At 59.9% G+C, this 25,414-nt stretch carries 25 protein-coding genes and 1 tRNA gene; 13 read left to right on the top strand and 13 right to left on the bottom strand.

Features of this window, described 5'->3' with window-relative positions; translation table 11 throughout:
- Positions 1-66: 66 nt before the first annotated feature.
- On the top strand, positions 67-1,701 hold the full coding sequence (cimA, locus tag ACR0LW_RS02495) for a citramalate synthase (RefSeq protein WP_480881488.1): 1,635 nt from the start codon (positions 67-69) through the stop codon (positions 1,699-1,701).
- Complete coding sequence (locus ACR0LW_RS02490) at positions 1,698-2,480, top strand: squalene/phytoene synthase family protein (RefSeq protein WP_480881487.1); 783 nt, start codon at positions 1,698-1,700, stop codon at positions 2,478-2,480. The genes cimA and ACR0LW_RS02490 overlap by 4 nt, the downstream gene beginning before the upstream one ends.
- Here the strand turns inward: ACR0LW_RS02490 and ACR0LW_RS02485 are convergent, their stop codons facing one another.
- Positions 2,481-3,707: an MFS transporter gene (locus tag ACR0LW_RS02485; protein ID WP_480872847.1), complete on the bottom strand. Its 1,227-nt coding sequence runs from the start codon at positions 3,705-3,707 to the stop codon at positions 2,481-2,483. It abuts the gene before it with no gap.
- 97 nt (positions 3,708-3,804) lie between these two features.
- On the opposite strand from ACR0LW_RS02485, the gene ACR0LW_RS02480 reads away from it, so the two are divergent.
- From ACR0LW_RS02480 to ACR0LW_RS02465, 4 genes are read left to right on the top strand one after another with little or no spacing between them, the layout of a single operon-like run.
- Entirely contained in the window at positions 3,805-4,437 is a 633-nt protein-coding gene (locus ACR0LW_RS02480; RefSeq protein ID WP_480581050.1) for a DNA-3-methyladenine glycosylase family protein, read from the top strand.
- Positions 4,434-5,099: an alpha/beta hydrolase gene (locus ACR0LW_RS02475; RefSeq protein WP_480581052.1), complete on the top strand. Its 666-nt coding sequence runs from the start codon at positions 4,434-4,436 to the stop codon at positions 5,097-5,099. Before ACR0LW_RS02480 ends, ACR0LW_RS02475 begins: the two co-directional genes overlap by 4 nt.
- 2 nt (positions 5,100-5,101) lie before the next feature.
- Positions 5,102-5,599: an N-acetyltransferase family protein gene (locus ACR0LW_RS02470; RefSeq protein WP_480881486.1), complete on the top strand. Its 498-nt coding sequence runs from the start codon at positions 5,102-5,104 to the stop codon at positions 5,597-5,599.
- Positions 5,599-5,901 (top strand): putative quinol monooxygenase, encoded by a 303-nt coding sequence (locus ACR0LW_RS02465; protein ID WP_170518777.1) that lies wholly within the window; start codon positions 5,599-5,601, stop codon positions 5,899-5,901. The genes ACR0LW_RS02470 and ACR0LW_RS02465 overlap by 1 nt, the downstream gene beginning before the upstream one ends.
- A 6-nt stretch (positions 5,902-5,907) precedes the next feature.
- Here ACR0LW_RS02465 and ACR0LW_RS02460 read toward each other — a convergent pair whose 3' ends face one another.
- Positions 5,908-6,333, bottom strand: a complete 426-nt coding sequence (locus ACR0LW_RS02460) for a VOC family protein (protein ID WP_480881485.1) — start codon at positions 6,331-6,333, stop codon at positions 5,908-5,910.
- 32 nt (positions 6,334-6,365) lie between these two features.
- Positions 6,366-6,971: an rRNA large subunit pseudouridine synthase E gene (locus ACR0LW_RS02455; RefSeq protein ID WP_170453029.1), complete on the bottom strand. Its 606-nt coding sequence runs from the start codon at positions 6,969-6,971 to the stop codon at positions 6,366-6,368.
- 213 nt (positions 6,972-7,184) lie between these two features.
- Between ACR0LW_RS02455 and ACR0LW_RS02450 the strand changes: the two genes are divergently transcribed.
- Positions 7,185-7,772, top strand: a complete 588-nt coding sequence (locus ACR0LW_RS02450) for an HNH endonuclease (protein ID WP_170450414.1) — start codon at positions 7,185-7,187, stop codon at positions 7,770-7,772.
- On the opposite strand, the gene ACR0LW_RS02445 is transcribed toward ACR0LW_RS02450, so the two are convergent.
- Together ACR0LW_RS02445 and ACR0LW_RS02440 are read right to left on the bottom strand one after the other, a co-directional pair.
- Positions 7,769-8,236, bottom strand: coding sequence for a disulfide bond formation protein B (locus ACR0LW_RS02445; RefSeq protein ID WP_480881484.1), 468 nt, complete (start codon positions 8,234-8,236; stop codon positions 7,769-7,771). The two genes, ACR0LW_RS02450 and ACR0LW_RS02445, sit on opposite strands and share 4 nt — an antisense overlap.
- Entirely contained in the window at positions 8,233-8,811 is a 579-nt protein-coding gene (locus ACR0LW_RS02440; protein ID WP_480881483.1) for a YqaA family protein, read from the bottom strand. The genes ACR0LW_RS02445 and ACR0LW_RS02440 overlap by 4 nt, the downstream gene beginning before the upstream one ends.
- A gap of 145 nt (positions 8,812-8,956) precedes the next feature.
- Between ACR0LW_RS02440 and ACR0LW_RS02435 the strand changes: the two genes are divergently transcribed.
- Positions 8,957-9,042, top strand: a tRNA-Leu gene (locus tag ACR0LW_RS02435).
- Between the two features lie 5 nt (positions 9,043-9,047).
- Here the strand turns inward: ACR0LW_RS02435 and ACR0LW_RS02430 are convergent.
- Positions 9,048-10,121, bottom strand: coding sequence for a Hint domain-containing protein (locus ACR0LW_RS02430; protein WP_480780621.1), 1,074 nt, complete (start codon positions 10,119-10,121; stop codon positions 9,048-9,050).
- 340 nt (positions 10,122-10,461) lie between these two features.
- Here ACR0LW_RS02430 and ACR0LW_RS02425 point away from each other — a divergent pair, with 340 nt between their 5' ends.
- The 3 genes from ACR0LW_RS02425 (at position 10,462) to ACR0LW_RS02415 (ending at position 14,573) form a co-directional block, all read left to right on the top strand.
- The gene (locus tag ACR0LW_RS02425) at positions 10,462-11,430 is read left to right on the top strand and encodes a TAXI family TRAP transporter solute-binding subunit (RefSeq protein WP_170450535.1); all 969 of its coding nucleotides are present in this window, start codon (positions 10,462-10,464) and stop codon (positions 11,428-11,430) included.
- A gap of 102 nt (positions 11,431-11,532) precedes the next feature.
- Positions 11,533-14,145, top strand: a complete 2,613-nt coding sequence (locus ACR0LW_RS02420) for a TRAP transporter permease (RefSeq protein ID WP_480881482.1) — start codon at positions 11,533-11,535, stop codon at positions 14,143-14,145.
- Positions 14,142-14,573, top strand: a complete 432-nt coding sequence (locus ACR0LW_RS02415; protein WP_170450539.1) for a universal stress protein — start codon at positions 14,142-14,144, stop codon at positions 14,571-14,573. The genes ACR0LW_RS02420 and ACR0LW_RS02415 overlap by 4 nt, the downstream gene beginning before the upstream one ends.
- A 105-nt stretch (positions 14,574-14,678) precedes the next feature.
- Here the strand turns inward: ACR0LW_RS02415 and ACR0LW_RS02410 are convergent, their stop codons facing one another.
- From ACR0LW_RS02410 to ACR0LW_RS02400, 3 genes are read right to left on the bottom strand one after another with little or no spacing between them, the layout of a single operon-like run.
- The gene (locus ACR0LW_RS02410) at positions 14,679-15,719 is read right to left on the bottom strand and encodes a lipocalin-like domain-containing protein (protein ID WP_480581061.1); all 1,041 of its coding nucleotides are present in this window, start codon (positions 15,717-15,719) and stop codon (positions 14,679-14,681) included.
- Positions 15,709-18,123, bottom strand: a complete 2,415-nt coding sequence (locus tag ACR0LW_RS02405; RefSeq protein ID WP_480881481.1) for an FtsX-like permease family protein — start codon at positions 18,121-18,123, stop codon at positions 15,709-15,711. The genes ACR0LW_RS02410 and ACR0LW_RS02405 overlap by 11 nt, the downstream gene beginning before the upstream one ends.
- Positions 18,120-18,767: an ABC transporter ATP-binding protein gene (locus ACR0LW_RS02400; RefSeq protein WP_480581065.1), complete on the bottom strand. Its 648-nt coding sequence runs from the start codon at positions 18,765-18,767 to the stop codon at positions 18,120-18,122. The genes ACR0LW_RS02405 and ACR0LW_RS02400 overlap by 4 nt, the downstream gene beginning before the upstream one ends.
- A 175-nt stretch (positions 18,768-18,942) precedes the next feature.
- Here ACR0LW_RS02400 and ACR0LW_RS02395 point away from each other — a divergent pair, with 175 nt between their 5' ends.
- On the top strand, positions 18,943-19,377 hold the full coding sequence (locus tag ACR0LW_RS02395) for a potassium channel family protein (protein WP_170450548.1): 435 nt from the start codon (positions 18,943-18,945) through the stop codon (positions 19,375-19,377).
- Here the strand turns inward: ACR0LW_RS02395 and cls are convergent.
- From cls to ACR0LW_RS02380, 3 genes are all read right to left on the bottom strand, one after another.
- Positions 19,374-20,786: a cardiolipin synthase gene (cls, locus tag ACR0LW_RS02390; protein WP_170629879.1), complete on the bottom strand. Its 1,413-nt coding sequence runs from the start codon at positions 20,784-20,786 to the stop codon at positions 19,374-19,376. The genes ACR0LW_RS02395 and cls overlap by 4 nt on opposite strands.
- Before the next feature lie 24 nt (positions 20,787-20,810).
- Complete coding sequence (locus ACR0LW_RS02385) at positions 20,811-21,785, bottom strand: HAD family hydrolase (RefSeq protein ID WP_480881480.1); 975 nt, start codon at positions 21,783-21,785, stop codon at positions 20,811-20,813.
- A gap of 66 nt (positions 21,786-21,851) precedes the next feature.
- Positions 21,852-23,462 (bottom strand): arylsulfatase, encoded by a 1,611-nt coding sequence (locus ACR0LW_RS02380; protein WP_170450554.1) that lies wholly within the window; start codon positions 23,460-23,462, stop codon positions 21,852-21,854.
- 224 nt (positions 23,463-23,686) lie between these two features.
- On the opposite strand from ACR0LW_RS02380, the gene ACR0LW_RS02375 reads away from it, so the two are divergent.
- Positions 23,687-24,337 (top strand): Crp/Fnr family transcriptional regulator, encoded by a 651-nt coding sequence (locus ACR0LW_RS02375; protein WP_480581070.1) that lies wholly within the window; start codon positions 23,687-23,689, stop codon positions 24,335-24,337.
- A gap of 2 nt (positions 24,338-24,339) precedes the next feature.
- Here the strand turns inward: ACR0LW_RS02375 and ACR0LW_RS02370 are convergent, their stop codons facing one another.
- A complete protein-coding gene (locus ACR0LW_RS02370) occupies positions 24,340-25,410 on the bottom strand; it encodes an AI-2E family transporter (RefSeq protein ID WP_480581072.1) in 1,071 nt (356 codons plus the stop codon).
- Between the last annotated feature and the right edge of the window lie 4 nt (positions 25,411-25,414).

The raw sequence follows: 25,414 nt of genomic DNA, 5'->3' as shown, positions 1-25,414 counted from the left end.
CATGGGCGGGCGCTTCGCATCCACCCTCGGTCGGGCACCGCCCGAACAAGCCAAAGAGCCAGAATAATGACCAAGGAACGCCTCTACCTCTACGACACGACCCTGCGCGACGGGCAGCAGACGCAGGGGGTGCAGTTCTCGACCGCCGAGAAGGTGCAGATCGCGCAGGCGCTGGATGAGTTGGGGGTCGATTATATCGAAGGCGGCTGGCCCGGCGCGAACCCGACCGACAGCGCGTTTTTTGAGGTCGCACCAAAGACCTCGGCCCGGTTGACGGCGTTTGGGATGACCAAGCGCTCGGGTCGGTCGGCGGAGAACGACGACGTGCTGGCGGCGGTGATGAATGCGGGCACGCGGGCGGTCTGTCTGGTCGGCAAGTCGCATGACTATCATGTGACCCACGCGCTTGGGATTTCGCTGGAGGAGAATGTCGAGAACGTCCGCGCCTCGGTCGCGCATCTGGTGGCGCAGGGGCGCGAGGCGCTGTTCGACGCCGAGCATTTTTTTGACGGCTACAAGGACAACCCCGGCTATGCGACCGAGGTGTGCCGTGCCGCGCTGGAGGCTGGCGCGCGCTGGGTTGTTCTGTGTGATACCAATGGCGGCGCATTACCTGCCGAGGTTGGGCGCATCGTTGCGGACCTGGTCAATGCCGGGCTGCCGGGGGATCGGCTGGGAATTCACACCCATAACGATACCGAGAATGCGGTGGCCTGTTCGCTGGCCGCTGTGGATGCAGGTGCACGGCAGATTCAGGGCACGCTGAACGGGTTGGGCGAACGCTGTGGCAACGCGAACCTGACGGCGCTGATCCCGACCTTGTTGCTGAAAGAACCTTACGCTTCGCAATTCGAGACTGGCGTCAGCCTTGATGCTCTGGCCGGTTTGACGCGGATCAGCCGGATGCTGGACGACATCCTGAACCGGGTGCCCAGCAAGCAGTCGGCCTATGTGGGGGCCTCGGCCTTTGCGCATAAGGCGGGGCTGCATGCCAGCGCGATTCTCAAAGACCCCTCGACCTATGAACATGTCGATCCGGCAACGGTCGGCAATGCGCGGATCATCCCGATGTCGAACCAGGCCGGGCAGTCGAACCTGCGCAAGCGCCTGACCGAGGCCGGGTTGACCGTGGAAAAAGGCGACCCGGCATTGGGGCGCATTCTTGAGCGGATCAAACAGCGCGAGGCCGAAGGCTATTCCTACGACACCGCGCAGGCCAGTTTCGAACTGCTGGCGCGGGATGAGCTGGGGCAGTTGCGCGAGTTCTTCGAGGTCAAGCGCTACAAGGTCACGGTTGAGCGGCGTAAGAACAAGTACAACAACATGGTCAGCCTGTCCGAAGCCGTGGTTGTGGTGAAGGTCGATGGTGAAAAGAAACTGTCGGTCAGTGAGTCTCTGGACGAGCAGGGCAGCGACCGGGGGCCGGTGAACGCGCTGGCCAAGGCGCTGGCCAAGGATCTGGGGCAATATTCGCAGGTATTGGCGGATATGCGGCTGGTCGACTTCAAAGTGCGGATCACCCAGGGCGGGACCGAGGCCGTCACGCGCGTCATCATCGACAGCGAAGACGGGCAGGGGCGGCGGTGGTCTACCGTTGGGGTCAGCGCGAACATAGTCGACGCGTCCTTCGAGGCGCTGTTGGACGCAATCCAGTGGAAGCTGGTGCGGGACTGTGACCCTCAGCAGGCGGCGGCAGAGTGACGGCGACGTTTGACGAGGATGTCAAAGCCTGTGCCGCTTTGGTGCACAAAGCCGATCCCGATCGGTTTTTGTCAGCAATGGCCGCTCCGGTCCCCGCGCGGGCCATTCTGTTTCCGATCTACGCGCTGAATGTCGAGGTCGCGCGCGCGCCCTGGGTCACGCAAGAGCCGATGATTGCCGAGATGCGCCTGCAATGGTGGCGCGATGCCTTGCAGGAGATTGCGCAAGGTCCGACCGTGCGGCGGCACGAGGTTGTGACGCCTTTGTCTCGGGTCCTGTCGCCCCATCTGGCCGGGATGCTCGACGAATATGTGACGGTGCGGCGGTGGGACATCTATCGCGACCCGTTCGAGAATCAGGACCACTTTGACGCCTATATCAATCACAGTTCCGGTTCGCTGCTGGTGGCCGCGGCACAGGCCCTTGGGGCTGCGGATGAGGGTGTGCTGCGCGATTTCGGCTATGGCGTAGGCGTTGCGAACTGGTTCCGCGCGATCCCCGAGCTTGAGGCGCGCGGGCGTATTCCTTTATTGGATGGCACGCCCGATGGGGTGAAGACGCTGGCAGAGGCAGCTTTGGTGCGATTGACGCGGGCCCGAACTGACCGCAATGCGGTATTGGCAGACGCCCTTCCGGCGCTTTATGTCGGATGGCAGGCCGAATGGATTTTGAAACGGGTGATTGCTCGCCCGGATCGCGTCGCGGCGGGCGCTTTGGCGCAGGGTGAGGCGCGGCGGCGGCTGTCTCTGATGTGGACCGCTGCGACGGGTCGGTGGTGATCAGGCTGTTTTCGGATCGGCTGGCCTGAGGACCAGCCACAGCAGCGCTCCGCCCGCCAGGGTCAGCAGCGGGATCATAGCGAGGTTGACGGCCGTCCAACCTTCGACCGGAGAACCTCCGGAACAGTTCATCAACCCGCCCGAGGCCAGCGAAGCAATCGTCACGCCTCCGAACACCAGCAGGTCGTTAAGGCCTTGCATCCGGCCTCGTTCATGCACTTCGTGCGAGGCGGCGAGCATACTGGTTGCGCCGATAAAACCAAAGTTCCAGCCGATGCCCAACAGGATCAAGGCGATGAAGAAATTGCCCAGTTCGACCCCTTGCAGGGCGACGACTCCGGCGCCTGCAAGGATGGCAAGACCAAGGGCCACGATCTTTTCGACGCCGAAACGTGCGATCAGGTGGCCGGTGAAGAAGCTGGGGACATACATGGCCAGCACGTGGCTGGTGACCACATCCGCCGCGTCATTGGCCGAGAACCCGCAGCCGACAACCGCCAGAGGGGTCGAGGTCATCACAAGGTTCATCAGCGCGTAAGACACCATGGCGCAGATGATCGCAACGGCGATGCGCGGGGTTTTCAGCAACTCTAGCCGCGACCGGCCTTTAGGTGCGTCTGCGTTGGGTTTTGGCGGCGTCGGGATGTCCAGAAAGAAGAACAGGGCCGAGCCAATGACGTTGACGGCAATCACCGCGATATATGTGCCCAGAAACGGAATGACATAGGCCTGCGATGTCAGTTTGACGATTTGCGGGCCGATGATCGCGGCGGCCAGACCGCCCGCCATGACATAGGAAATCGCCTTGGGCCGGAACGCGTCCGAGGCGGTATCGGCTGCGGCAAAACGGTAAAACCCGTGCGCGCTCATGTAGATGCCCGTCAGCAGGCTTCCCAGCAGAAAGATCGGGAACGAGCCGAGATAGAGCCCATATGCCCCGACCAGACCGCCCAACGCTCCGGCTGTTGCGCCGACCAGAAAGCCCGCACGACGGCCCCAACGCTGCATGATAGCCGAGATCGGCGTAGCGGCCAGCATTGAACCCAGAACAATCAGCGAAATCGGCAGTGTCGCAAGGCAGGGGTTGCTGGCCAGCGATTGCCCGGCCAAGCCACCAACGATGAAAATCATCGGCATCTGCGCACCTAGAATCGATTGCGCGGCGACCAGAACAGCAACATTGCGTTTGGCTTGCGAGTCGTCCGGGGTGGCTGTAGTCATCGTCATGCGCCAATGCGTATCGGTGAAAACGCTGACGCACAAGCGGCTTGCATATGCGGCTGTGGCCCCTAACGTGCGAAGCGTGTCACAAAGCAGAGATCCCATGGCCGTAGGGCGCATCATTGAAACCCCCGACTGCGTGACGGAAGGGGCCGAGTGGCTGGCCAATGCGTGCCCGCGCATGGCTTATGCGATGGAGCAGACCGGTCCTTTGCCCCTGCGGCGTAAGCCCGACGGCTTTGCCCAACTGCTCAGCGCGATTGTCAGTCAGCAGGTCAGCGTGGCCTCGGCCAACGCGATCTGGAAGCGGATGCAGGACGCAAAACTGACCGGGCCGCGCAAGATCATGTGGGCTACGGATGATGATTTGCGGGCTGTTGGATTGAGCCGTCAGAAGATCCGATACGCCCGTGCTCTGGCTGAGGCGCGTATTGATTACAAAGCGTTACGAGACGTCCCTGATGCAGATGTCATTGCCACGCTGACGCAGGTTCCGGGCATCGGCGTCTGGACCGCCGAGATATACGCCATGTTTTCACTGGGGCGCGCGGACGTCATCGCGCCGGGCGATCTGGCCCTGCAGGAAGCCGCGCGCGTTCTCTACGATCTGCCCAAGCGCCCGACCGACAAGGAGCTTCGCCAGATGGCCGAGGCGTGGTCGCCCTGGCGCTCGGTTGCGGCCCGGGTTTTGTGGGCCTATTACCGGGTGGCCAAGAAAAGAGAAGGGATCAGATGACTCGGGTTTTGAACGCGCTCAGGAAAGAGCCGGTTTCGGGCGATACACGCTCGGTCGTGGTGTTCGTGCACGGCTATGGGGCCAACGGGGCCGATTTGCTGGGCCTTGCCGACCCGCTGGGTGAACACCTGCCGGATACGCTGTTCGTGGCCCCCGACGCGCCCGAGCAGATCCCGGGAATGCCGAACGGCTTTCAATGGTTTCCGATCCCGTGGATCGATGGCTCGTCCGAAGAAGAGGCGCGTCGTGGGATGGAAATGGCGGTCGAGGATTTCAACGCTTTCCTCGACGCGCTGATGGTAGATGAGGACGTGCTGCCCGAGCAGGTCGTTCTGTTCGGCTTCAGCCAGGGCACGATGATGAGCCTGCATGTGGCCCCCCGCCGCGAAGACCCGGTTGCCGGGATCGTGGCGTTTTCGGGCCGGTTGCTGGAGCCTGAACTGCTGGCCGACGAAACCGTTAGCCGAATGCCCATCCTGCTGGTCCATGGCGATGCCGACGATGTGGTCCCGCCGCAATCGCTGCCCGAAGCCGCCGAGGCGTTGCAGGCTGCTGATTTCAAAGAAATCTATGCTCATGTGATGAAGGGCACGGGCCATGGTATCGCACCCGATGGCCTAAGCGTCGCTTTGGCCTTCATGCGCGACAAGCTGAGCCTGTAGCGATGATCGCCATCCGCCCGATGATGCCCGAGGATGTGGCCGAGGCCTGCCGCATCCTCAACCACATCATCGCGGCGGGTGGCACGACCGCATTTGAAATCCCGTTTTCAGAGGCATTGTTCGCGCAAAGCTATCTGAATGGTGCTGATAAGATCTGTTGCCATGTTGCCTTGGACGACCAGGGCGCGGTTGCCGGGTTTCAGTGGTTGGGCACCTATGACGCGTTGCCCGATGAGTGCGCCGATATCGCAACCTTCACCCGCCGCAACCCGGTGCTGCGCGGCGCGGGCCGGGCCTTGTTTGACGAGACGGAGAAGACGGCCTGCGCGCTGGGGTTTTCTGCGATCAACGCCACGATCCGGGCGGATAACCTTCTTGGCCTAAGGTATTACGAAAAAATGGGTTTCCGGGACTACTCGGTCGCGTATGGCGTTCCGCTGCGCGACGGCACCCCGGTCAATCGAGTCTCGAAACGTTATGATCTGAGGAAGGGAGCGTAATGCTGGTTGTCACAGGAATTGTCGAAGTGAACGAGGCCGGGGTTGAACAGGCCCGCGAGGCCGCTCAGGCGATGGTTGCGGAAACCGTGAAAGAGCCCGGCTGTCTGGTCTATGAATTCAGTCAGGTGCTGGGACATCCCAACCGCTTCCGCGTCTATGAGGAATGGCAGGATCAGGCCGCGTTAGAGGCACATTTTGCGACACCGCATATGGCCGTGTTCCGCGCGGCCTTGGGTGAGGTTGGCCTGACCTCTCGCGAACTCTACACGATCACGGGTGGGCAGAAGCAGCCGCTTGGTTAGTCGGGTTCAACCCCACAAGTGACCTTCGGCAAACTCGACCGAATTGCCCGCCGGGTCGCGGATATAAAGAGATCGCGCACCGCTGGGCCAATCGAACTCGGCATCGATGGGGACGTTCCAGTCCAACAGGTGCTTGCGCATGGCGGAGATTTCGTCGCGTGTCAGCACAAGGCAGACATGCCCCGGACCCCGCGCGCCATGCGGCGGAACGGGCAGGTCCGGGTTCAGGGGCGGTTGCGCGGTCTGATCCGGGTTGAACAGCAACAGGACGGACCCGCCGACACGGTAGAACACATGCCGATCGGTGATCCGCTGAATGCGCTCCAGCCCCAGAACCTCACCATAAAACTGCTCTGCCGCGTCCAGATCGTCAACGTAAAGCGCGGCCTCCAGAATGGCCGACGGGGCAGGTATGTCCGGCGTGAGTTTCATACCCGCATTTTAGCAGAGATGAGCCGCCCGTGTCACCGCCGCGTACGGCGGTCGCGTTTGCGCTGCGGGGCCGTGTTGAGGTCGGGCAGGGGCAGGCTGTCCCATTGGCCGGGCTCCAGATCATCCAGCGTCCAGTCGCCGATGCGATAGCGGATCAGGCGCAGGGTCGGCAGCCCGACCGCCGCCGTCATCCGGCGCACTTGTCGGTTCTTGCCTTCGCGGATCGTCAACTCGATCCAACTGTCCGGCACGGACTTGCGTTCGCGGATCGGTGGCGTGCGGGGCCAAAGGCCATCCGGCTCGTCCATCTCACGCGCTTTGGCGGGGCGGGTCAGGCCGTCTTTCAATTCGACCCCATCGCGCAGCGCCTTCAGCGCGGCTGCATCGGGCTCGCCTTCGACCTGAACCCAATAGGTCTTGGCCATCTTGTGCTTGGGGTCCGAGATCTGCGCCTGCAGCCGCCCATGATCAGTCAACAGCATCAACCCCTCGCTGTCCCGATCCAGCCGCCCGGCCGGGTAGACCCTCGGCAGATCGATGAAATCGGACAGTGTTCGACGTGGCGACTCGGCGCTGCCGCGATCGGTGAACTGCGGCAGCACGTCAAAAGGTTTGTTGAATCGAATGAACCACGACATGCCCCCGCCATAGCCTGCAAAACACACTGTGTGCAACCTGTGGATAACTGTCATGCGCCTGTTACGGAACAGGCTTACCCAGTCTTCGAGATATTGTGGAAACTCAGGGCTTGTCAGAGATTTACCACGATATATAGTTATCTTAAGGCCGGGGCGGGTGCTCCCCGCTCTGGTGTCACAAACGGGCAGCTGAGAGCGAGGAGCGATTCTGTTATGGACGGAGACTTCAGGACCGAATTTGTAAGAGAGCCGGGGACGCTCAAGCATCACCCGGCGCTGGTTTTGAATGCCGATTACCGCCCCTTGTCCTATTACCCGCTGTCGCTGTGGCCCTGGCAAGAGGCGATCAAGGCTGCCTGGCTGGACAGGGTGGACATCGTGGCTGAATACGACGAAGTCGTCCGAAGCCCCAGCACCGAGATCCGAATACCCTCGGTCGTTGTTTTGAAAGACTATGTAAAACCCAGAAAGCGCGTGGCCTTCACGCGCTTTAATTTATTTCTGAGGGATGAGTTCCGCTGCCAGTATTGTGGCAGTCGCGACAACCTGACGTTTGATCATGTAGTGCCGCGCGCTGCGGGTGGGGTGACAAGCTGGCAGAATGTGGTTGCGGCGTGCAGTCCATGCAACCTGCGCAAAGGGTCCAAATCACTGCGCCAGGCAGGCATGACCCTGCGCAAACCACCGCGTCAGCCCGATGCCGAAGCGCTGCGCAATATCGGGCGAAAGTTTCCGCCGAACCACCTGCACGAAAGCTGGATCGATTTCCTGTACTGGGATGCTGAACTGGACGAAATCTAAGCCTTCGCGCGCCAGGCGGCGAGCCAGAACAGAACCAGCACCGCCGAGATTACCGCATTCCAACCAGCCATGGACAGGCCCAGCATCTGCCATGGGATCTCATCACAGCGCACCAGCGGGGCGGACATGATCTGATCCATCAGCTCTTGCGCCGATAGCCCCCCAATATCGCCCGAGGTGCAGCTGGTCGGGCCTTCCCACCAGCCTTGCTCGACGCCCGCATGAAAAAGACCGATGACGGCAGTTGTCAGCGCGGCCAGGGCACCGGCCAGGGGCAGCAAGCGAACAGTTGGCAGGGCCAACGCCAATGCGCCGATCACAATGGCGACGCTGTGGGGGTAGCGCTGCCAGATGCACATTTTGCACGGTGCCAACCCACCGACATACTGAAAGGCCCAGGCCCCCAGCAACAGGGCGGCTGATCCGCCAGCCGCCAGCACCACATAGGTTGCGCGTTTCGTCATAGGTATCGCACCGCAAGAAAGCCGCCGAACAGCAGGATGATGAACAGCGTGAACATCAGGCCCAGACGCTTTTCAATGAAGTCCCGGATCGGCTCGCCAAATTTCCAAAGAAGGCCTGCCACCAGAAAGAACCGCAACGCGCGCGCCAGAATCGAGGTCGCGACGAAGGTTCCAAGCGGCATGCCCGTCCAGCCCGACATAATGGTGATGACCTTGTAAGGGAAGGGCGTCACCCCCGCCGCCAGCACAGCCCAGAAGCCGAAATCGTTGAAGCGGGTGTTGAAGTCTTCCATTGCGTGGGCTTTGCCCATCGCCTCAAGAATGGGTTGGCCGATGCTTTCATAGGCAAAGGCTCCGATCGCATAGCCCAGCAGACCGCCCAAAACCGAGGCCACCAGAGCAACGCCGGCAATCAGCCAAGCACGTGAGGGGCGGGCCAGAATCATCGGGATCATAAGCACATCAGGCGGGATCGGAAAAAATGAGCTTTCGACAAAGGCGACAATCGCCAGCGCCCAAATCGCCCGAGGATGCTCGGCCAGTCGAATGGTCCAATCGTAAAGCGATCGTAACATGGTTTACTCAGATTCCGGTCTTTGACCGTGCCAGCCAAATCACGCACCCGTGGACCCGTCAACCGCTGGGGTGCAAACAATCGCTACGAAGGTTGATTTTTGCCTCTGGACCTTCCCCGCTCTGGGCGCTAATCCAGTGTCCGTGGCCCAAGTGGCGGAATGGTAGACGCAGGGGATTCAAAATCCCCCGCCTTCACGGGCGTGAGAGTTCGAGTCTCTCCTTGGGCACCACATTTTTATCCCTGATACATGCTGAGAAACGGTTTGTTGTTCTTCATGTGGCGGCTGATCAGTGTTTTTTGCTGTTTGCCGTTTGGAACAATGCAGGCGGGTTCGATCTGTGCTGTTGAATGTGCCAGCTCTGGAAACAATGTCAGAATTTCTTCGCGCAGGGCGGCGGGGAACATTCTTAGGGCTTCAGGGCCTGTGAACAGGCTTTCGGTTGGTGCGCCGTCGGCAAAGATCACCTCGTGAGAGTCAAGCAAGATGTGGAAATACTCAACGTTGTCAACGCTGTTGTCCACGTAGATGCCCGGCCATTCGGTCATCTTGACGGCGGCAACCAGCGCCTCGGTTTGCCCGAACATCCGTTTGGCGATTTGCGAGGAGATGAGCATTCTGTGCTGGCGTGAAACCAGCAGGTCCCGGTTTGGTAAACCATTGCCTAACGCGCCCTGAGTGATGCGAACCGGCCGGAGCTTCGGGTTTCGGGACAAGGCGCTTGCATCCAGCTTGCAAGACCCAATCCAACGGATGGGCTTGGCACCGTTTCGGGTTTCGACCAGATCACCTTCTTTGAGCATTTCCACCGGAATCAGCCCACCCGGCGTGGCAATCCCCGCGCCCCGCGTCAGGCAAACAGCCCCTTCAATGTCGTCATATTGAGGCGAGTTGCCGGGGATCGTGTTCGACACGGTGATTGTATAAACAACGCCCGGGGCAAGAGGTTCGGACGGCAGATACCCGGCAAGTATCCCAGCGCCAGCGGTAGAGTTCGGGTTCGAGTCAACTTCGATCTGATACAGCGTGATGGTGCTGCCATCGGGTGCCGTCAGGGTATATTGCTGTTCTGAATATACCGTAGTTGTCGGACCACCCAAAACCGTGCCGTCCGCAAAAGTGGCGGTTCCGAACTGGTTGGTGTCGTTGCCGTCTTCGTTGCGAAACAGGTCCCCATCCAGCACGTCATCGTCATCGTCAACGACCAGAATGACATCGTTGCTGCCATCATAGCCCCCAACCAACGAGACCGTATTGCCGGAAAACACCAGATCGGTACTCAGGTAGAGTTCATAGGTGGTGATCGGCATGTTTCAGATGCTCGGTAAAATAGTAATCACAAACTTTTGATCACGTTAGATGAACGTTCCAGCCTGTCAAGTCATGGTCCCGCCACCTAAAGGCCGGTTCGTTTCCCACGGGGAAAGTTCCAAAAGACGCGTCACATCTGAGCGAATGGGCGAAGTATCGACAAGGCACACTTGACAACTCGCGTCTCGGAATGAAACCTCGAAATTGTTGGGAGACATTGGAAAAATTCAAAAGTTGCACGGGTTGCATGACGAACTGATCTGACGTATCGGCGCGTCCCTCGCATTCGCGGGGCTTTTGTTCTTTCCCGCTCACACAATAAAAAATGGGAGTTCTTACATGAAAAACAGCAGCAAGCTTAGCCTCGGCGCATTTGTCACCGCGGCGATGATGGCACCGGCAGCCTATGCCGAAGAGTTCATCACAATCGGTACCGGCGGCGTGACCGGAGTTTACTATCCGACCGGTGGCGCGATCTGCCGTCTGGTGAACAAGGGCCGCAAGGAACATGGCGTGCGCTGCTCGGTCGAATCGACCGGTGGATCGGTCTACAACATCAACACCATCCGCGAGGGCGAGCTGGAGTTCGGTGTGGCGCAGTCCGACTGGCAGTACCATGCCTATAACGGCTCTTCGAAATTCGAAGAGGCTGGTCCGTTCGAAAACCTGCGCGCCGTCTTCTCGGTTCACCCCGAGCCGTTCACCGTTGTGGCCCGTGCCGATGCCGGCATCACCAACTTCGAGGACCTGAAAGGCAAGCGCGTCAATATCGGCAACCCCGGTTCCGGTCAGCGCGGCACCATGGAAGTCCTGTTGGGCGAAATGGGCTGGACCACCGATGATTTCGAACTGGCGACCGAACTGAAGGCGGCTGAACAGTCGGCGGCCCTTTGCGACAACCAGATCGATGCGATGGTCTATACAGTCGGCCACCCCTCGGGTTCGATTCAGGAAGCAACCACAGCCTGCGATTCCGTTCTGGTGAATGTCAGCGGTGACGCGGTCAGCAAGCTGGTCGACGACAACTCGTTCTACCGGACCGCGACCATCCCGGGTGGTATGTATCGCGGATCGGACGGTGACACCGCAACCTTTGGTGTCGGCGCAACCTTCGTGACCTCGGCGGATGTGTCGGAAGACGCGGTTTATGCGGTTGTCAGCTCGGTCTTCGAGAACTTCGACGACTTCAAAAAGCTGCACCCGGCATTTGCCAACCTCAAGCCCGAAGAGATGATCGCGGACGGCCTGTCGGCTCCGCTGCACCCGGGTGCCGAGAAGTACTACAAAGAAAAAGGCTGGATTCAGTAACCCGGACCCAAAGCAGGGTGCCCACGGGCGCCCTGCCACCCAAACCCGTAGCAAACGGGTGATTCAGAAGGCCGCAAAAGGCCGCGACGGGGAGACATTTGCATGAGTTCCGACACACAATCCAATCGTCCGCTATCCGAAGAAGAGCTACAGGAATTAGTTGCTTCCTCCGATGCGGGTGGGCGCAACCCGGTCGGTAATGTCGGGATATTCCTGGCCATTGTGGCAGCGATCTGGTCGATCTTTCAGGTGGTTCTGGCCTCGCCGCTGGCGAATTACATATTGCCCGGCAGTATCGTGAACAATTCGCGGCAGTTCCATCTGGCCTTTGCCATGTTTCTGGCCTTTGCGGCCTATCCGGCGCTGAAGTCCAGCCCTCGGAACTATATTCCGGTTCAGGACTGGATCATGGGCCTGCTGGGCGCGTTTGTCGCGCTGTACGGCTATTTCTTCTACCAAAAAATCGTCGATGCGGGCGGTTTGGCCGATGACACGGACAAATGGGTCGCTCTGGGCGGTCTGCTGTTGCTGTTCGAGGCCGCACGCCGCGCGCTTGGTCCCGCAATGGCGATCATCGCGACGATCTTTCTGGCCTACGTGTTCTTCGGCTCGTCCGAATGGGTGCCCGAGGTTATCCGCTGGAAGGGTGCCAGCCTGAAAAAGGCGATGAGCCATATGTGGATCACGTCCGAGGGCGTGTTTGGCATCGCGCTTGGGGTTTCGACCAAATTCGTGTTCCTGTTCGTGCTGTTCGGCGCGTTGCTGGATAAGGCCGGGGCAGGGAACTACTTTATCAAAATGGCCTTTGGCGCGCTTGGCCACCTGCGCGGTGGTCCGGCCAAGGCGGCGGTTGTTGGTTCGGCGGCGACCGGCCTGATCTCGGGCTCGTCCATCGCCAATGTTGTGACCACCGGCACCTTCACCATCCCGCTGATGAAACGCGTGGGCTTTTCCAGCGAACAGGCGGGCTCGGTCGAGGTTGCCTCATCCGTGAATGGCCAGATCATGCCCCCCGTGATGGGCGCTGCGGCCTTTCTGATGGTGGAATATGTGGGCATCTCGTATGTCGAGGTGATCACCCACGCCTTCCTGCCTGCCGCGATTTCCTACATCGCGCTGGTCTATATCGTGCATTTGGAAGCCGTGAAGCGGAACATGCCCACGCTGGGCGACCGTGACGTGCATCTGGCGCGGACCGTTGTGGGGATGTTCTCCTTCTTCATCGTCTTTGCCGGTCTCTGCTATGGCTCGCAATTCCCGGTCGACGCGGTGACCGCATGGGTGCCGTCGGCGGCCGGTTTGGTGCTTAGCCTGATTGTCTGTGCGGTCTATGTCGCGCTTTTGTATCTGGCCGCGCAAGTGCCGGATCTGGAACCGGATGATCCGAACGCCAAAGAGGTGCAACTGCCCGTCATCGCAGACATCTACAAGGCCGGTCTGCACTACCTGCTGCCGATCATCGTGCTGGTCTATTTCCTGATGATCGAGCAGAAATCGCCGGGCCTGTCAGCCTTCTGGGCGACTGCCTTGCTGTTCGTGATCCTTCTGACGCAGAAACCGCTCAAGGCGATCTTCCGGGGTGAAAGCGATGTCTACAATCGCTTTATCGATGGTGTTGCCGATCTGTGGCAGGGCCTGATCGACGGTGCGCGCAACATGATCGGGATCGCCCTGGCCACGGCCACGGCGGGTGTGATCGTGGGCACCGTGACCCTGACTGGTGTGGGCCAAGTGATGGCCGATCTGGTCGAGTTCCTGTCGGGCGGCAACCTGATCCTGATGCTGATCATGGTCGGTATTCTCAGCCTGATCCTGGGCATGGGCCTGCCGACCACGGCGAACTATATCGTTGTCAGCTCGCTGATGGCCGGTGTGGTTGTCGAACTGGGCGCGCAAAGCGGGCTGATCGTGCCGCTGATCGCGGTGCACCTGTTCGTGTTCTACTTTGGGATCATGGCGGATGTGACGCCTCCGGTCGGGTTGGCCAGTTTCGCGGCGGCTGCCGTGTCCGGTGGTGATGCGATCAAGACCGGGTTTACCGCGTTCTTCTACAGCTTGCGCACCGTGGCGCTGCCGTTTGTGTTCATCTTCAACACCGACTTGCTGCTGATCGATGTGACATGGGTCGAAGGTATAATCGTCGCCATATTTGCGACCATCGCCATTCTGGTCTTCACCGCCGGAACCATGGGCTATTTCCTGACCCACAGTCGGATTTACGAAAGCGTTGCGCTGATCTTTGTCGCCTTTGCGCTGTTCCGACCGGATTTCTTCATGGACCGGATCTCACCCCCGTTCCAGTCGGTGGAACCCGCCGCGTTTGAAGAAACGATCGGGCAGACGCCACCGGGGTCCGAGGTGCGACTGGTCGTGTCCGGGCCGGATTTCGACACGTTGGAAATGGTCGACACGACGGTCGTCGTCACTGTGGGTGAAGAAGAGGGCGGCGCGGCTCGGGTCGAAGCGATGGGCCTGCTGCTGATCCCCGAAGACGGGCTGATCAAACTGGAAGAGCCGCTGTTTGGCGCGCCGGTCGCGGATGAGCTGGGCATCTTCGACTATTACGGGGATGAGGCCGTGCGCCTGACCTCGGTCAGCCTGCCGTCCAGCCAACCGCCCAAGCAGTTGATCTACCTTCCGGCGATGCTCTTGCTGGGTCTGATCGCCTTCCTGCAACGTGGCCGTGCCGCCAGACAAGAAGAGGTGCCCGCATGACAAAGTCAGTTCTTTGCGCCGTCGATATCAGTAACGGAGATCTGGACAGCCCGGTCCTGAAACAGGCCGCAGCGTTGGCGGATTTGGATGGGGCCCAGTTGGATGTGGTCACGGTTCTGCCCGATTTCGGGGAAAGCTGGGTGTCGGGCTTTTTCGAGCCCGACTTCCACGACAAGGCGCTGGAAGAGGCCCATAACAAACTGACCGCGCTGTGTGTCTCGGCGTTGGGCTCGGACCGCAATGCCTCGATCCGTCATGTGGTCGCAACTGGTACGGCCTATCAGGAAATCCTGAAAACCGCCGACAGCGCCGGGTCGGACCTGATCGTGATCGGGGCGCACAAACCGGATTTCAAGGATTACCTTCTGGGCCCCAACGCTGCGCGCGTAGTGCGTCACGCGGCGGTTTCGGTCTACGTCGTCCGCTGATCCAGAGTGTGCGACCTTTGAGCTGAAGTATCATGCGACAGGAATAGCCCGAGAGCGCCGTAGGCGTGGCAGGGTATTCCTGTCTCAGAATTAAGGTCGCACGCTTTAATACCCGGTCATCTCAAGGTAGCCGCGCCCTGCGTGGCTGCCTGAGACCGTGACAGGGCCTTCCCAATATTCAAATCGCGTCGCCATCCAGGCGTCAGGGATCAGGGCCGAAACCTCGACGTTTATGTCGCGGTCAGGCAGGGTGACGTTCCATCGAATTGGCACATCCCGACCCGCAACGCGTGCGGTTTCAAGTGGTGTGAACTGGGCCGATCCATCAGGCAGTGTCTGGCTGCTGCCATCCGCATTGATCCACGTGGCCGCCGTGAAATCACTCCGTGCCCCGCGCAGGCGAAACGCCATCAGCTTGTCACCATCATCGAAGCTGAGCGAGAACCAGTCCCACCCGCTTTGATCCTCGGCCAAGGGCTGCGACGACCACTCGCGATCCAGCCAGGCATGACCGGTGACGGCGATGTCTCCGTCCGGCAAATGCAGGGTGCCTTCGACGGCGTAGAACGGTTGGGAATAGTAATAGCTCGCCTGACCGTCTGCGGATTTCACGGAATATCCGCCGTCTCCGTGAAAGACCAACGGACCTTGGGCGTTCAGGGATAGGGTATAGCCGAAATCCGCTCCATTCGCAGTCAGCGACAGCGAGTCGAAATCCGGCCCGCTCATACGCCATTCGTCGATCCATGCGGCAAAGGGTTGGGCGGTTACTCCGGCCTGACCGATGCCGCCGCGCGACAGGCGTTCCGCGAAGTAATGGCGTTCGGGAGTGGTGACGGCTGCGTGACCCATCCAGATCTGCGGGCTTTGCCAGCCGTCGGTGTCAAAGGGTTTCAGGGCGGATCGGAACAGTGTCCACTGGATGCCATAGTCGCGCCCGTCTTCGCCCATCAAGTTGGCTGTCAGGTACCACCATTCGATGCGATAGCTGGGATGCGCGCCGTGATCCCTTGGAAAGACATATTGAAAGTCGCTCTGCGGCACGTCGAACCCATCCGCCGAGCCGCCCAGACCCGCGTAGCCTTGCGCCAGAGCGGGTATCGGTAGCCAGCAAAATAGGATCAGAAAAAGGGCCTTAACGTTCATTGGCAAAAACCCTCAGTAAGTTGGCGGGGGGCAGGCGTAACAGTCGCAGCGCGGGCAGGGCGGCTGCGACAAGTGCGGCAACCAACGTCAGCAGAAACAGATACAGCCAATCCCACGGGAATACGTACATCGGCAGGCGCCATCCAAAGGCCTGGACATTAATGACAGCAAGCAGCACCCAGGCCAGAACCAGCCCCAAAGGCAGTGCCAGACAGGCTGTCAACGCCGCCAGAAGAACACTGCGCAACAGCTCGAATTTCGCCAGTTCTGCGCGATTCAAACCCAAGGCCCAAACCGGCGCGATCTGAGGCAGGCGCTGGGTCCACAAGGTCAGAAGGCTGGTTAAAATGGCGAACCCGGCGACCCCAAGCGTAAGGATGTTGAGTGCGGAGGTCACGACAAAGGTTTTCTCAAAAATCGCCCGCGATTGCGCCTTCATCGCGGCCTGCTGCACCACGTTTCGGGGCGGCAGATCGAAACGCGCGCGTAGCGATTGCGCCATCTCGGTCGCCGCGCCCGGGTTCATACGTATCCCAAAGCGCCTTGCGTCTGTCCCCGGCGCGATCTGATCCAGTTTGGTCATGGACACAATCGCCTGACCGGTGGGGTTGCCATAATCGGAATAGACGCCCGCGATTGGCAATTGATGGTCCGGCGCGATCGTCAAAACATCCCCCGGCCAAAGCTGCGCGCGGCGGGCCAGTTGCTCATTGATCAAAATGGCCTCACCCGCCATCACCCTGTTCCAATCGCCATCGGATCGGGCAATCAACGGCCAGTTATCCCGGTAGACCGGATCGTCTACGACCCCATACAAGAACAAAGGCCCGGTGGTGTGAGGCAACTCGACACTGCGGATCGGCAGGATCGCATTGACCTGAGGGGCCAGCCATACGGCCATCTCGCTGGCTTGCTGGTCATTTTGGGCAGTCACATAAATTTCGGCGGTCAGGCGTTGGTCGAGCCATCCGATGAAGGTTAGCCGGAAGCTGGAGACCATGGTGCCAACGCCGATATTTGCAGCCAGCGCCAGCAGCAGGGCCATCAGTGCCAGAGAAAGCCCCGGCAATTGCGCCCGCATATCGGCCCAGATCCATTGCGATTCAGGGCCGCGCGCTTGTTTAGCACCTACCGATAGGGCGATAGACAGAAGCAGGGGCAGCAACAGGGCGGCCCCGGTCAACAATCCGGCGAGCAAGACAAATCCGGCAAGCAGGCCACCGAGGCTGGTATAGAAAAGAGTACCGCCGACAATCAGAAACACTCCGATGACCCCGGCCAATCGGTGTGTCTGTCCCGAACCGCTCCAGGCCTGCACGCCGGGCCCTTCAAGCAGTGGCATCCGGGCCAAACGCCAAAGCGCGTGGCCGCTGGCCCCCAAGGTGCCCAGCAGCGCCATGGCCAGCCCCGCAAGCGCCCATTCGGTTTGCAGGGTCAACTGTCCCGTCACAGGCGCGCCGTATAGCCCGCGCAATGTTGCGGCCACGTCGGGCAGCAGCGCGCCTGCCAGAAAGAAACCCAGGATCAGTCCCAGTGCGCCGCCGATACAGGCCAGCAGGGTCAACTCGGCCAGGATCAGCCAGACCAGCCGCCGCATCGAAACACCCAGGGCGCGCAACGTTCGGATCATCCCGCGCCGTTGGGCAAAAGCCAGCCCGACCGTGCCATTGACGATGAAGAGGCCAACGGCGAAGGACAGCAGTCCAAAGGCTGTCAGGTTCAGGTGGAAGCTGTCGGTCAGTTGCGCGGTATCGACCTGCGAATCCGGGCTGATCTGTTGCAGTTCCGGTGCGACATCCGACAGTGGCAACCGCCCGCGCGGCTGGTTTGGCAGAACGACAAGGCGCGAGATCGCACCGGGTTGACCCAGCAGAGTCTCGGCCACGCCAATGTCGGTCAGAATGACATCCGGGGGCAGGGACCGGGACAGCAGAATGGGCGGCAGATCGATTATCGGTTCCAGAACAGGTGCAAGATCGGGATGCACTATGAGACGCCCAGGCGCGGTCAACATATCCGCTGGGTTGGGTGGGTCGGCGCCCTGTTCGGTCTCGGTCACGGCGGGCAGGGCCGGGTAGGCCACCATATCCACGCCCATCAGACGCATTGTCCGCCCCCCGACACGGAAAGTACCCTCGAGCACAGCCGCGACCTGCCAACCGGCCTGACGCAGTTGGGCATAACGCGCAACGGGGATGGGGCCGGTGGGATCGCGCAGCTCATCGAACTGACCAAGTGCCAGTTGTGCGTTTGCGCGGGCATAGCTGGCGCGCGCTTCGGCATTGATCGCCTGCACCGCAGACCACAGACCAGTGGCCAAGGCGATCCCGATCAGCAATGTCGCAAGTTGCAGCCAGTGCGCGCGCCAATGGGACAGCAACGCTTGTATGACCGGTCCGGTCATTGGATCCGGCCACCGGCCAGATGCACGCGCCGTTCAAGCCGCGCAGCAATTTCGGCGGAATGGGTGACCAGTAGCAGCGCCGCGCCTGTATCCGCGACAAGCGACAGCATCAGGTCCAGCACAGTGGTGCTGGCGGTTTCATCCAGATTGCCCGTGGGTTCATCTGCCAGCAACAGTTTCGGGCGCGCGCCCATGGCGCGGCCAATGGCGACCCGTTGTTGTTGCCCGCCGGACAGGTTCTCGGGGAAGCGATCCAGAAGATCGGACAATCCCAACCTGTCCGCCAGATGGGCGCTCCAGTCGGGATCATGGCACCCGGCCAGTCGGGCGTGGAACGAGAGGTTCTGCGCAACCGTCAGCGACGGGATCAGGTTAAACTGCTGAAACACCAACGAAACATGCCGGCGGCGCAGGTCGGCCCGTCCAGCATCATCCAGCGAGGACAGGCGCGCTCCGTTCAGCGTGATCTCGCCCCCGTCGAACCGATCCAAAGCGGCTGCGAGGTTCAGCAGCGTGGATTTGCCGCTGCCGCTTTCTCCGGTCAGCGCCAGAGTCTGCCCCTGATCCAGTTCCAGCGACACGTCGCGCAGCACCGGCCGCCCGCCGGGATAGGATTTCTGCACCTTGTCTATTGTCAACAGCATCGACCGACCCACTTTTCCCAGCAGGATGTGCAACAGTTTTGACCTATGTCCAGTGCAGACCGACCCCCGGTGCGTTTCGCCGCAGGGGCAAAATCCGCCAACCGGGCTTGTGCCAAGGCGCGGCACGGGCCATTCTGGCTGACAGAGTCATTACTGCAATTCAGGGTGAAAAAACATGAGCTTGCTGCACCAGATTGTATGGGGCAGTGCCTTTCTGGGGCTCTGCTTTGTGGTCGAGATCTTTTTGCTGACCTGGTGCACCATCGTCATCATGAGGATGGAGCCGAAATGGTCCAAAAGCGGGCTTTTTCTGGCGACTGCTGCACCGATTGCAATGGCTTTAGTGTTCATTGTTCTGACACACACCATTCAGGTCTGGATCTGGGCGGTTGTGTGGGTCCTGCTTGAGGTGCTGCCCGACTGGAACACGGCGCTTTATTTCTCGTTGGTCACATTCACCACGCTGGGCTATGGCGACATCGTTTTGGGCGAGGCGTTGCGAATTTTCGGCTCGTTCGCGTCAGTCGCGGGGCTTTTGGCCTTTGGCCTGTCCACCGCCTATATGGTGGCCCTGATGACCCGCGTGTTTCAGGAACGGTTCTTTTCCTAAAGGATGGGCGCAAACAGCCTGGCCAGCGGAGCGCCGAACCGGATATGGGCCGGTTGTTGTTGCAAAGACCGGGTGAGTTCATAGCAGTTCTCGAAATCCGCCAGCAGCATCCGTTCAACGGCTTGCGTTGCCCTTTGATCGAAGAACAGGGCCATCGCCTCAAAATTCAGGCGGAAGGAACGGTTGTCCAGATTTGTTGTTCCAACCGCGGCCAGCGTGTCATCAACCACAAACACCTTCTGGTGCATGAACCCGTCGGTGTAACGAAACACCCGCGCGCCGCAGTCGCGAACCTCATCGAAATAGGCAAAGGCAGCGAGCCAGGGCAGTCGGTGATCGATCATGTCTGGCACGAGGATTCGCACATCGACGCCACGCATCGCCGCGTGTTGCAGGGCGGTCATGATGTCGATATCGGGCACGAAGTAGGGTGAGGCGATCCACAGCCGTTCCTTCGCCTCGGCGATGGCGGAAAAGAACAGCATCGCCCCGGTTTCGGTATCGTCGCCGGGCCCGGTTGCGACCAGCAGGGCGTTCATATCCTGCTCGGACTCGGTTCCGGCCCAATCAACTTCGTCGATCAGGTCTTCGTCGCGGGCCCAATGCCAATCCTCGGTAAAGATCAGTTGCAGTTGGCGGACGATATGCCCGGTCATCTTGATATGCGTATCGCGCCAATGGCCGAAATGCTTGCTTTGGCCAAGATACTCGACACCGATATTGTGCCCGCCGATAAACCCGATTTCGCCGTCGATCACTACGGTTTTGCGGTGATTGCGGTAGTTGAGTTGGAACCGGAAATTCGGCCCGCGCTGATCCTTAGGGTTGGCAACGTCGATCCCGGCAGTCTGCATTGTCTCAAGATACTCGGTCGGCAGCCCGTAACTGCCCACAGCATCAGTCATGAACCGGACATGCACGCCGCGTTTCGCGGCAGCGATCAGCTTTTGCTGCAGTTTCAGACCCAGATCATCGGCGCGTACAATATAAAACTGGATCAGGATGTAGTTTTTGGCCGCATCGATGGCATCAAAGATCGCATCAAACGTGGCTTGCCCGTCGATCAGCAACTCGGCCCCGTTGCCGCGCGACACCGGGAGGTGGGCCAGAAACTCGAACGGGCGGGGGTTGATCGACATCGTGGACGGATCGGGCTTGGAATAGTCCGCAAAGCTTTTGATGCCTTCGACCACACGCTCGCTTTCTTGTCGTGCGATGCGATAGCCGCGAAACCGGTGGTGGCCCAGAAACAGGTACATGGGCACGGCAAAGAACGGGGCCGACACCAGAAAGACCACCCAACCCACCGCACCTTGCGGGGTTCGGGCGGTCTGCGCGGCGCGAACGGAAAACACGACCGCCGTTACGTACAGGGCAAAAACGGCGGTCGAAACAAGCAATGTCCACATAAGGTTCCAGGATCCGGGTGGTTTTTAGTTCGCCCCAGTGTAGACGCGAGACCAGTCCTGCGCCATATCCACGATCACCCACCCAAGATCGGGGCCTTTGTCCAACCCATCGATCAGCGTGCCAATTGGGCTTTCGCGGTCATAAGCCCATTCGCGGTCTGCATCCGTGTGATGTATCAGGACACCCAATCTGGGCCCATCGCCTGCGGTGACCCACTCCATCATCGCAAAATCCCCATCCGAGTTTCCGCCCGCAAGGATCGGTCGCTTGCCTATGGTGCGTTCGATATTGATCGGCTTTCCTTCCTTGTCATCAATGAAAGCGATGCCCGGCGTTTTGATCACGGTGGGCACGCCATCGACATGGTCGAAACTGGTATTGCCATAGGTGCCCAACACCTGATGAGGGGGAATGCCATAGGCATCTTCGGCAAAGACCCGCATGAAATGGATGCCGCCGCCCGAGACGATATAGGTGGTGAACCCTTCGTCACGCAGATAACGCAGCAGCTCGACCATCGGCTGATAGGTCATTTGATCGTAAGGCAAATCAGTATCCGGGTGGCGCGCCGTTTCCAGCCATTGGGCCACGGCGGCCTGAAACTCGGCAACACTGGTGCCGGAATGCGAGGCATTGACGACTTCGATCAGCGCGTCATGCCCGCCGTGCAGGATCGTGGCCAGATCGCCTTCGGCTGCGGCCTTCAAAGCTGGGGTGGTCAGGATCGACGGATCCTGTTCGGCCATGTCCGCAAGGCGATCCATGGCAAAAATGAACTGAAAATAGACGGGCTGTTCGGCCCAAAGGGTGCCGTCATTGTCGAACACGGCAATTCGGTCGGATGGGGTAACATAGTCGGGGCCATCCGGATCGGTCACGCCCTGGACAAAGTCGATAATCCGGGTGCGGGCATCGGTATCCTGCCAGCTTGGCAGCGGGTCAGCCTGTGCCATCAGGGGCAGGACAAGTGCGGACACAACAGCGGTTAATCGCAGCATGAGAATTACTCCGGTCAATAAAGGAAGGGCCGCCATCATCGGCGGCCCCCTGAGTGGCAGGCGAGCTTAGTTGCCTGTCGGTGTGCTGAGCTTTTCCATCACCTGATCCAGGCTGAAGCTAGCGGCTTTCTGGCGTGGCGGGAATTCCTGGAAGGTGCTCAGGAAGTTGCCCACATATTGCTGCGCCGGCACCAGGAAATACGCCCGGTCGAGGATCCAGTCGTAATAGGTGTTCGAGGTGCGATAACCACGCTCGTACGGGTCGCGGCGCAGGTTAACGATGATCGGCACGCGCAGTTCGGTGAACGGCTCCATCCACGCACGGAAGGTTGCCCATGCTTTCTGCTCAAGGAAGATCAGTTTCCAGTCGTCAAAGCGCAACGCCGACAGATCGCCATCGTCGGTGAAATAGAAGATCTCGCGACGGGGGCTTTCGGTGGTCTCACCAGTCAGCAGGGGCAGGATATTGTAGCCATCCAGATGCACTTTGTAGTCGCGGCCCATCGCGGGCGAGGAATAGCCTGCTTTCAGCTTGTCCTTGATCTCGGGGTCCCCGGCAACGGCCAGATAGGTCGGCAGCCAGTCCATGTGATGCACGATTTCGTTGTTGACCGAACCGGCCTCGATCTGCCCGGGCCAGCGCACCATCGAAGGCACGCGCCAGCCGCCTTCCCAGTTGGTGTTCTTCTCGCCCCAAAACGGGGTCGAGGCGGCGTCGGGCCAGGTGTTGTAGTGGGGTCCGTTGTCGGTCGAGTAATGCACGATGGTGTTGTCGGCGATGCCCAGTTCGTCCAACAGGTCAAGCAACTGGCCCACATGCATGTCATGTTCGATCATGCCAGCGGTGTATTCGTCCGCCGGACCGCCAAAGATCTCATTGGCCTGCTGCCGCATCTCGTCTTTCACATGGGTGCGGAAGTGCATTCGCGTCCCGTTCCACCAGACATAGAACGGCGTCCCGTTGGCGTTGGCTTCGCGAATGAACTCAACGGCTGCTTCCAGCGTTTCCTCGTCCACCGTCTCCATCCGCTTGCGGGTCAGAGGGCCGGTGTCCTGAATCTCGCCCCCGGCAGAGGAGCGGATTACGCCGCGCGGACCATAGGCTTCGCGGAAGGTGCGCCCGTCAGGCAGGATCGCGTCACCGGGATAGTCCTCATGTTCGGGTTCTTCTTCGGCGTTCAGGTGGTAGAGATTGCCGAAAAACTCATCAAATCCGTGGTTTGTAGGCAGGTGTTCATCTCGGTCGCCCAGATGGTTCTTGCCGAACTGACCTGTGACATAGCCATGGTCTTTCAAAAGGCCGGCGATGGTGGGGTCTTCGACCTGCATGCCTTCTTTCGCGCCGGGCAGGCCAACCTTGGACAGGCCGGTGCGGAAAACCGATTGCCCCATGATGTAAGACGACCGACCGGCGGTGCAGGACTGCTCGCCATAATAATCGGTGAAAATCATGCCTTCTTTGGCGACACGGTCGATATTGGGCGTGCGATACCCCATCAGGCCCATCGTATAGGCCGAGATATTGGATTGACCGATATCGTCACCCCAGATGACCAGAATGTTTGGCTTTTGATCCTGCGCCCAGGCGGGCAGGGCCAAAAGCACCGAAAGCGCACCGACGGCTGCGCGGCGTATCCCAGTACGCCAGTGTTCCACCAATTGAATAGAAGGTCGCATGTCTTGCTCCTGAATTTGCGGGCAGAACCGCCCGAGAGAATTTTTTGTGCTTTAACGTCGAGAGCCGGATCGACTACTCTGCGGATAGCTGTAAACGTCCTGTTCAAGCCCAGCTTGCGCAGGAATCGCTTGGCACCAAATTAGGCCAACAGCATGGGCCAAAACTTATCACATGATGATTTTCAAATATACCGATGTTAAAAAACAAACCTGATCTCAAGCCGTTGCAAGATTCAAATTGGCTGCAAACCCGGTCTGCCGGGTTCCGAACGGCGTTGATGGCCTGCGCCGTACACCGCAGGTATGAGGCCGGAGAAGCGCTGTATAACCACGGTGATCCGGCAGACGGCATTCATGGCGTGCTGGATGGTGGTGTCAGGCTGACCACCCCTGCGGATGACGGGCAGGAGTACGTTCTGCATCAGGAAGGGCGTGGGTTCTGGGTCGGTGATCTGGCGCTGTTTGCCAACGCGCACCGGCTGGTTGGGGTGGTCGCGACAAAGCACACCGAGGCCTTGTTTTTTCCGTCGGCCATGCTGGACAGGATGGTGCAGCAAAACCCGGAATACCTGCGCGATTTCTATGTGTTGTCACATGAAAACATGCAAAAAGCCCTGCGGATCATTGCCAACCTTGGCGTAACGGGTACGGAAAAGCGTCTGATCCTGCGGTTGCTGCATCTGGAGGAGGTTGCCGCAGACGCCGATGGCTGGCTACAGGTTTCGCAAGAGGAACTGGCCGCGATGATCGCCGTATCCCCGCCGACGCTGCACCGGACGCTGCAACGGCTGATCAAACAGGGCCTGATTGCTGGCGGCTATGGGCGCCTCAAGCTACAGGACCGCCCGGCTCTGATCGCGCTTTGCCAAAGCTGAGGTCAGGGCTGATCATCCCCTAGTCGCCCGTCCAGCGACATCAGGATGGCCACCGGGCGCAAGGCGGGGATGTGGCTGAATACGATCAGGATGCAAACGGTTAACGGCACGCTCAGGAACGCTCCGATAAGGCCCCAGACGGTGGTCCAGAACATCAGGGCCAGAACGACCAGAAACGTGGACATGTTCAGCGACCGGCCCAGCATCGCCGGATCTACGAAATTGCCGATCAGGAACTGGATGGTGCCGCAGCCCAGAACCACCACCAGAAACGGGCCGATGCTTTCGAATTGCACAAGCGCGATCATGGCCGGGAAGACCACGGCAATGATCGACCCGATCGAGGGGATGAAGTTCAGCGCAAAGGTCAGAACCGCCCATGTTTCGGCATATTCCAGTCCGAGGATGCGGAAGACGGTGTAGCTGATGCCCGCCGTGATCAGACTGATCAGGGTTTTGACCCCCACATAACGCTGCAGGCTGAATGAAATTGCATCCAGCATCGCCGAAAACTCTTTGCCGGTTTCGGGGTTGCCTGCGGCCAGTTGGATTTTCTTGCGAAAGGCCAGTCGTTCGGCCATCAGGAACGCGACATAAAGGCTGATCAGAAAGAACTGATTCAGCAGCGAGGTCGCGCTGCCCAGCAACAGCCGCGCCAGATAAGACATGTCGATACTGACCAGATTGTCGCGAATGAAGGTCGTGACATCACTGCCCACCAGCCCCGCCACGCGGTTCACCGCATCATCGAACTGGGTCTCATACGTGTTGATGCTGCGGGCGAACTGTGTCGCCTGACTGCCCAGAATATACATGATCATGAACAAACCGGCCAAAACCACGGTTACTCCGGCAATATTGGCCAGCCAGACGGGGGCTCGGGTCACCGCAATGACCCGGTCGCTGAGCGCGATGATCAGAACATTGATCAACAGGGCCATCGTCAACGGAATCAGAAAAGCGGCACCCGCATACAGCCCCAAAACAACCAGAGCTGCGATGATACAACTGTCGCGTACCACGGACAGGCTGGGGCGATAGCGATCTTTCGGGCTGTTTGGATCAAGGGTCATTCGC

It is taken from the genome of Ruegeria sp. N4 (assembly GCF_056531425.1).
This window is presented reverse-complemented; position numbering and strand designations above follow the sequence as displayed.

Coding starts and splice junctions, on each gene's coding strand:
- cimA (WP_480881488.1), top strand. CDS start 67: ATGACCAAGGAACGCCTCTACCTCTACGACACGACCCTGCGCGACGGG.
- ACR0LW_RS02485 (WP_480872847.1), bottom strand. CDS start 3,707: ATGACGATGACTACAGCCACCCCGGACGACTCGCAAGCCAAACGCAAT.
- ACR0LW_RS02480 (WP_480581050.1), top strand. CDS start 3,805: ATGGCCGTAGGGCGCATCATTGAAACCCCCGACTGCGTGACGGAAGGG.
- ACR0LW_RS02475 (WP_480581052.1), top strand. CDS start 4,434: ATGACTCGGGTTTTGAACGCGCTCAGGAAAGAGCCGGTTTCGGGCGAT.
- ACR0LW_RS02470 (WP_480881486.1), top strand. CDS start 5,102: ATGATCGCCATCCGCCCGATGATGCCCGAGGATGTGGCCGAGGCCTGC.
- ACR0LW_RS02465 (WP_170518777.1), top strand. CDS start 5,599: ATGCTGGTTGTCACAGGAATTGTCGAAGTGAACGAGGCCGGGGTTGAA.
- ACR0LW_RS02460 (WP_480881485.1), bottom strand. CDS start 6,333: ATGAAACTCACGCCGGACATACCTGCCCCGTCGGCCATTCTGGAGGCC.
- ACR0LW_RS02455 (WP_170453029.1), bottom strand. CDS start 6,971: ATGTCGTGGTTCATTCGATTCAACAAACCTTTTGACGTGCTGCCGCAG.
- ACR0LW_RS02450 (WP_170450414.1), top strand. CDS start 7,185: ATGGACGGAGACTTCAGGACCGAATTTGTAAGAGAGCCGGGGACGCTC.
- ACR0LW_RS02445 (WP_480881484.1), bottom strand. CDS start 8,236: ATGACGAAACGCGCAACCTATGTGGTGCTGGCGGCTGGCGGATCAGCC.
- ACR0LW_RS02440 (WP_480881483.1), bottom strand. CDS start 8,811: ATGTTACGATCGCTTTACGATTGGACCATTCGACTGGCCGAGCATCCT.
- ACR0LW_RS02430 (WP_480780621.1), bottom strand. CDS start 10,121: ATGCCGATCACCACCTATGAACTCTACCTGAGTACCGATCTGGTGTTT.
- ACR0LW_RS02425 (WP_170450535.1), top strand. CDS start 10,462: ATGAAAAACAGCAGCAAGCTTAGCCTCGGCGCATTTGTCACCGCGGCG.
- ACR0LW_RS02420 (WP_480881482.1), top strand. CDS start 11,533: ATGAGTTCCGACACACAATCCAATCGTCCGCTATCCGAAGAAGAGCTA.
- ACR0LW_RS02415 (WP_170450539.1), top strand. CDS start 14,142: ATGACAAAGTCAGTTCTTTGCGCCGTCGATATCAGTAACGGAGATCTG.
- ACR0LW_RS02410 (WP_480581061.1), bottom strand. CDS start 15,719: ATGAACGTTAAGGCCCTTTTTCTGATCCTATTTTGCTGGCTACCGATA.
- ACR0LW_RS02405 (WP_480881481.1), bottom strand. CDS start 18,123: ATGACCGGACCGGTCATACAAGCGTTGCTGTCCCATTGGCGCGCGCAC.
- ACR0LW_RS02400 (WP_480581065.1), bottom strand. CDS start 18,767: ATGCTGTTGACAATAGACAAGGTGCAGAAATCCTATCCCGGCGGGCGG.
- ACR0LW_RS02395 (WP_170450548.1), top strand. CDS start 18,943: ATGAGCTTGCTGCACCAGATTGTATGGGGCAGTGCCTTTCTGGGGCTC.
- cls (WP_170629879.1), bottom strand. CDS start 20,786: ATGTGGACATTGCTTGTTTCGACCGCCGTTTTTGCCCTGTACGTAACG.
- ACR0LW_RS02385 (WP_480881480.1), bottom strand. CDS start 21,785: ATGCTGCGATTAACCGCTGTTGTGTCCGCACTTGTCCTGCCCCTGATG.
- ACR0LW_RS02380 (WP_170450554.1), bottom strand. CDS start 23,462: ATGCGACCTTCTATTCAATTGGTGGAACACTGGCGTACTGGGATACGC.
- ACR0LW_RS02370 (WP_480581072.1), bottom strand. CDS start 25,410: ATGACCCTTGATCCAAACAGCCCGAAAGATCGCTATCGCCCCAGCCTG.